Annotated in this window: 4 protein-coding genes and 4 pseudogenes; 2 read left to right on the top strand and 6 right to left on the bottom strand. The window is 38.4% G+C overall.

Annotated elements, in window-relative coordinates; genetic code table 11:
• Positions 1–622 precede the first annotated feature (622 nt).
• From AYJ08_RS24325 to AYJ08_RS04475, 4 genes and pseudogenes are all read right to left on the bottom strand, one after another.
• A pseudogene (locus AYJ08_RS24325) lies at positions 623–824 on the bottom strand (glucosaminidase domain-containing protein); the annotation flags it as partial.
• Between the two features lie 5 nt (positions 825–829).
• Positions 830–1,242, bottom strand: a pseudogene (locus tag AYJ08_RS04485) (phage holin family protein).
• Between the two features lie 297 nt (positions 1,243–1,539).
• Entirely contained in the window at positions 1,540–1,668 is a 129-nt protein-coding gene (locus AYJ08_RS24710; protein WP_255365448.1) for a CD1375 family protein, read from the bottom strand.
• Positions 1,669–2,009: 341 nt separating this feature from the next.
• Positions 2,010–2,210 (bottom strand): winged helix-turn-helix domain-containing protein, encoded by a 201-nt coding sequence (locus AYJ08_RS04475; protein WP_064016751.1) that lies wholly within the window; start codon positions 2,208–2,210, stop codon positions 2,010–2,012.
• Positions 2,211–2,931: 721 nt separating this feature from the next.
• Between AYJ08_RS04475 and AYJ08_RS22805 the strand changes: the two are divergent.
• Positions 2,932–3,051 (top strand): annotated as a pseudogene (locus AYJ08_RS22805) (multicopper oxidase domain-containing protein); the annotation flags it as partial.
• A gap of 25 nt (positions 3,052–3,076) precedes the next feature.
• Here the strand turns inward: AYJ08_RS22805 and AYJ08_RS23335 are convergent.
• Positions 3,077–3,178, bottom strand: coding sequence for an HAD family hydrolase (locus AYJ08_RS23335; protein WP_157452784.1), 102 nt, complete (start codon positions 3,176–3,178; stop codon positions 3,077–3,079).
• Positions 3,179–3,389: 211 nt separating this feature from the next.
• A pseudogene (locus AYJ08_RS25025) lies at positions 3,390–3,997 on the bottom strand (multicopper oxidase domain-containing protein); the annotation flags it as partial.
• 662 nt (positions 3,998–4,659) lie between these two features.
• Here AYJ08_RS25025 and AYJ08_RS04460 point away from each other — a divergent pair.
• Positions 4,660–5,213 (top strand): NTTRR-F1 domain (locus AYJ08_RS04460; protein WP_157452783.1); only part of this gene is annotated, 554 nt, incomplete at its 3' end.

Here is a 5,213-nt window from a genome sequence, read left to right as displayed (position 1 = left end):
TTCCAACTATAAAGTTTTGTTGTACTTCACTCATTTTAGAAATAGCACCTTTGGAATTAACATCTGCAAAAGTATTAGATGAGTATGACAGTAATGTTCCTGTAACCAGCGCTGCTGCAATAAATTTACGTTTCATAAAATATTCACCTCTTAGATTTATTATGAGATGGTGAACTACTTGTATCTCCATCTTGTAACCATTATAGTTACATGTAGATGTTACCGTCAATAAAAAAAATTTACAATTTTGTAAGACTTGGGCTACACCCTAGATCTTAAACACCTTACTCAATGTACTATGAATACTATAAAATTGAATATAGATATCTAGTATTTAATGAAATAAAAAGAATGGGCAACTCTACATTGAATACGGTAAAGTCACCCATTCTGACTAGTTAAGTTAAATGCAGATTTACAACGTTAAGGAAATCCAAATATAAATCATCCTATTTTCTCGGTCTTGTAAGTGAGAAATTAGGCTTTAGTTAGTTATTAAAGCGCCAGATTGTTGAAAATCTTAATTACTATGTCTTGTTGAACAATGGACAAGTATCACAGCCAATTTTCGGGCTTATAACAATTGGGGTGAGTCGATTTTAAAAGTGAATATGATATCTAAATACAAATGTTTCCTAGATGCCATCATTGTTGATTTACCGTTGTAATTCTCCTTGGTCGGCATAGCGCAAACTCCTGCTGGGCCTGTTCCTTTGATACCAAAGAGGTTGTTTCGTCGCTTGGTTAGTCCACTCTCTCCCCTATGCTGATTCAAGGATTGCTTGAGTAATGGTAAGAGATGCAGGTATCTTCGTTTTTTTCATGTCAGCTACAGCGCTGTGGTTTCATTATTTGCTCCTCCTTTATCTTTTAGAACCTCTACAGCCCGTTTAACTACGTCTGCTACTGGTAAGCCGATACGTCCAGCGTTCTCTAAAATGGACAGCAGCTCATTAGCCATATAGAAAAAGATCGTTGCGCTGCGGATTACATGTTGGTCCCCTAAAGCAGTATCCAGCATGGCGCAATAGCAATGATCCCAAAAATAAAAAGCTTTCTTTGAATACCGATTAAGCAAATTTTACTTTTTAATTTTCCTTCTGCGGCTCCTGCCGCTACACCACTTCCATAGTCGATACATACAAAAACAATTAATACCGTGAGTAAATAAGACCATCCACCAAAAAGAAACGTAACTGTTGCACCTCCTAAGGCTGAAAGAACCTTGCTTAAGTTTTCCATGTATCCATTCCTTTTAAATTAAGTTAGGGAGCCGTAGCTGCCAAAATAAAAAACGCCCTTTCTTTGATGATAAGATGGGCGCTTGCTTTTTTCGTTTTGTAATGACTATTTTCTCTCCTTTTGATTTAAATTCCAGAAAGGGCGAACCTCTCTCATTGATTCGATATACAATATACGGGGCAAATAAATAATTTTCTCCATGGGATAATAAGCCCTTATCGAAAGGTAAGGGCTTATTTACATGAATTATCATCCGTTCCCAAATAAAAAACGCCTTCTGCAGATGAGAGTGGCGTTTTACATTTCTGCTTGTTCAGTTAAATACTCTGCTACGGGAACCCTATAAAATTCCGGTAAAGATTCAAATCCACTGCGTCCAGCCCTCACCAGTAAGCCATATACAGGGATCATATACTGTTTAGTCATGTTTGTTCTCTCCTTCAAGTCTTAGAATTTTCTTTTCCAACAAGGCTATTTTTCCGTCTAACATCGCTATAGCTTCGTAAGCAGCAAGTAACTCCAGTGTAATATTCTCGTGTCTTTTTCATCTCTGATTTGAGAAAGCGGCTTTGCATTTTGCAGCTCGATAATCATTAATCAAATGCACCTCCGAATCCTTGGAATGAAATAGGACTTGTAGCTTCTCCTTTTACAATATGGAATCGAATGTCAATTCCCCATTTGTCGGCTGTTTTCTTATCATTTTTTATAGATACCCACGCCCAAGCTTTGCAATAAATGTGCAATCTTCCTATGTAGGGGCTTCGTCAAATTCCTCCCAGTGCTGAAAATTTATAGCCTATTCCCCAAACGGTTTGAATAGAATCATAGCCAAGTCTTGCACGGTGTAACTTTTCGCGAATATTCCTGATGTGGGTATCCACGATACGGGCATCACCCGTATACTCATATCCCCATAATCGTTCAACCAATTCCTCTCGAGTAAACGTGCGACTTTTCCTCACCATTCCCCTTGCTAAGTCTCGGTGAAGGCCCTGAAGAACCTAGCGTATAGGATGCTCCATAGATTGGAAAATAATAAGAATCCCTATTCCTATTCTGGATTGGACATGGTTATTACTGCTGGCTTGCCCCCTTATGATGTTTGTGATGGTGTTTGGTATGCGTGGAGGTCACGGACATGGAAATTACGGGAAAGGGACTTTTGAGGATAGGCAAAGGATGCAGAGAGCTAGATGAATTAAAGGCTCAGAATGAGCGAATGAGAAATGATATTCCTAACTTGACCAGTTGAGTCTGGTCACCAAAAGGAGGAATGACCGTTGAATTGTTGTGGAAATCATAATCAAGGAACAGCAATTCGAAGCATATTTCATCTAATGGACACGGTTTAAAAACACACAATTGGATAATGACACTATCTTGTGTGCTTCCCATTACACTTGTTGTTCTTATTGTCTTAATTAATGTGTATCGAGGCGAACTAACGAACTATCTATTTTTGGGAATCCTATTGATTTGCCCACTTTCTCATATGACTCTTATGCCACTTATGAACAAGATAAATACTGGGAAACCATCAAATTAGCGAGTAAAATACCGTTTGCTTAGAATAATACTGACGGCATTTCGTTTGTAGGGACAGAAGGATGTCCTTAAATCAAAAAGGTAATCTGTTTTTTCGTAATCTTGCTTCCCATTATGGAACCGACAAAAAAAGGGATTGCTATTAAGGATACCCTCAACGTGAAGCCATGAGAAAAATACGTGGTTGTATTTGAAGCGGATAATCAAGGAGATTGGATGTTCCATTGTCACGATCTACATCACGCGTCTGTAGGTATTATTGCTTTCCGTCATATTGAACCACCCTCTAGTTATCACCTGTTAGCATGATCCACTTAATCTGCATTTCCTTCAGCTCTTGAAGGACTTCTTTGACCTTATCTCGGATCATATCAGCTAGCGTAATCATACCGCAACCTGTCCGTCTACGAGAGTAAAGACGACCGTTTTTGCCATCGACTGACCATTGATTGAAGCTTCTTTATCGAAGGATAGCTGCTTTTCCTTTACAAACCCAGGACTTACCCAAGATAGGTAGAAGGGGTTGTTCTGATGGTATAAAAGTACAACAGGCGCTGTCCATTTAAATGTATCGTATGCATGAGATACCCCGCATTTACCAGGCGAATTCGAATCTTTTGACCTTCTTTAACCACTAGCTTATCAATGGCACTGCCTGTCTTCACATTGATGGTATACAGATTATACATGCTTATATCGTGACCTTTCATAGCTTCCATGTCACTCATGTTCATTTGAATGTGATGCATGCTGCTCATGTTCATCTTGCTATGGTGTACCTTCCATACTTTTATTCTTTTGGCTGGAATCACTCGTATTGGTTTTCATACCCATGCTGCCAGGACTCATCCATTCGTCTAGTACAAGCGTGTAATCCTGATCGTAGCTATCAATCAATGAACCATAGAGCCCCTTATCGAGCTGATTAACGCTATCTTGGTGCGAATGATACCAGTACGTATCTATGAACAGTAGCCTCAAACTTATACGTAAACGTTTTCCCTGAAACGACAGCATCTTGCGTAACCCCTGGAATACCATCCATATCGTTCGGGACTGGGTAACCGTGCCAATGAATGGAGATGGGTTCTTCGAGTTCATTCTTTAAGTTGATCTTAACCGTATCTTCGACTTTTACACGAATCTCCGGACCGGGCACAGAATTGTTAAATGTCCATACAGGCAAAGTCAATTCATTAGACACCTTCAAATTGCTCGCTTGTGCCGTGATAGTAAATTCTTTGTCATCCACTCTTTGTGTTTCTTTTGTGAGTGATTGGAATTAGAAGGGCTCTCTGGTCTTTTGGGTGGCTATCTATTTTCAATTCGTCTTTACCACTAGAATTAGCACAACCAGTCAGCATGAGCCCTATCGCACCTATCGAAAGATATAGTTTGAATATTCGTTTCGTTTATCGTGAACCTCCACTTCATTTTCTGATATGTAATTATTTTAAACAAAAAATGTGTGGAAACGATGGAGGAATCTAAATTTTCAATTATTTACAACTGAACTAGACTACAAGAAAAATAAAAGATCTGTCTTTTCAGTGTTGATAAAAAATTCACAACATTAAGGATTCTGGATATTGTAAACAGTCGGTTTTTACCCAGATATGGGGGTAACGGCTTTTTTATCATTCAAAATCATCGTAGTCCCTTTTTTATTCAAACCTTCTTCCTAAGATTGCTTAAGTTTTCCCACTATTCCGTTATTCATTATTCACAAATGTGTCGTAAAACAATAATCGTATATTTTATTAAAAATTTGTATTATTTTTCAGATGGTATATACCCACTCAAAAATAAGAGATTCACCATATACTGCAATAGTTCCAATAATCCTAATCATGAAATGTGGTGAGTTAGTTGTCTTTTATCAACAAAATTGTCAATGGGAATTTTGAAACGGGAACCCTCACTCCTTGGAGTTCTTCAAATGTTACGATTAGTAACCTGACGAGTCATTCAGGTTCTTTTAGTGCATTATTATTTGGAAATACGGATAATAGTTTCTTGGTTCAAGAAATACCTGTAGTACCTGGAGATAGTTTTGAATTTTTTCTTTCAATCGCAAAAACAGGGAATTTACCAAGCCCTCAGGTAAATATTGCACTAATTTATTTAAATGTAGTTGCTACCCCTATTGGGATTGGAATGAGTATTATACTTCCGATTGATCATCTTCCTGATAACACAAATAAAAACTGGACTACCATTTACGAAACAACTTCCGTTGTACCTGCAACGGCGATTCGAGCATTGGTTATTATTCATAAGATTCCTTCTCCATCAACTGCAGATATTGTAGTTGATGACATCGTATTATTACAAACTGGTTTAGGTGTCACAGGAGCTACCGGAGCTACCGGAGCTACTGGTGCTACCGGAGCCACCGGCGCTACCGGAGCTACTGGTGCTAC

Origin of the sequence: Brevibacillus sp. SKDU10 (assembly GCF_001645205.1) — a bacterium.
Taxonomy (GTDB): Bacteria; Bacillota; Bacilli; order Brevibacillales; family Brevibacillaceae; genus Brevibacillus_B; species Brevibacillus_B halotolerans.
The sequence above is the reverse complement of the archived record's forward strand: the minus strand, read 5'-3'. Positions and strand labels throughout refer to the sequence as shown.

Coding starts and splice junctions, on each gene's coding strand:
- AYJ08_RS24710 (WP_255365448.1), bottom strand. CDS start 1,668: ATGACTAAACAGTATATGATCCCTGTATATGGCTTACTGGTGAGGGCT.
- AYJ08_RS04475 (WP_064016751.1), bottom strand. CDS start 2,210: ATGGTGAGGAAAAGTCGCACGTTTACTCGAGAGGAATTGGTTGAACGA.
- AYJ08_RS23335 (WP_157452784.1), bottom strand. CDS start 3,178: ATGATTACGCTAGCTGATATGATCCGAGATAAGGTCAAAGAAGTCCTT.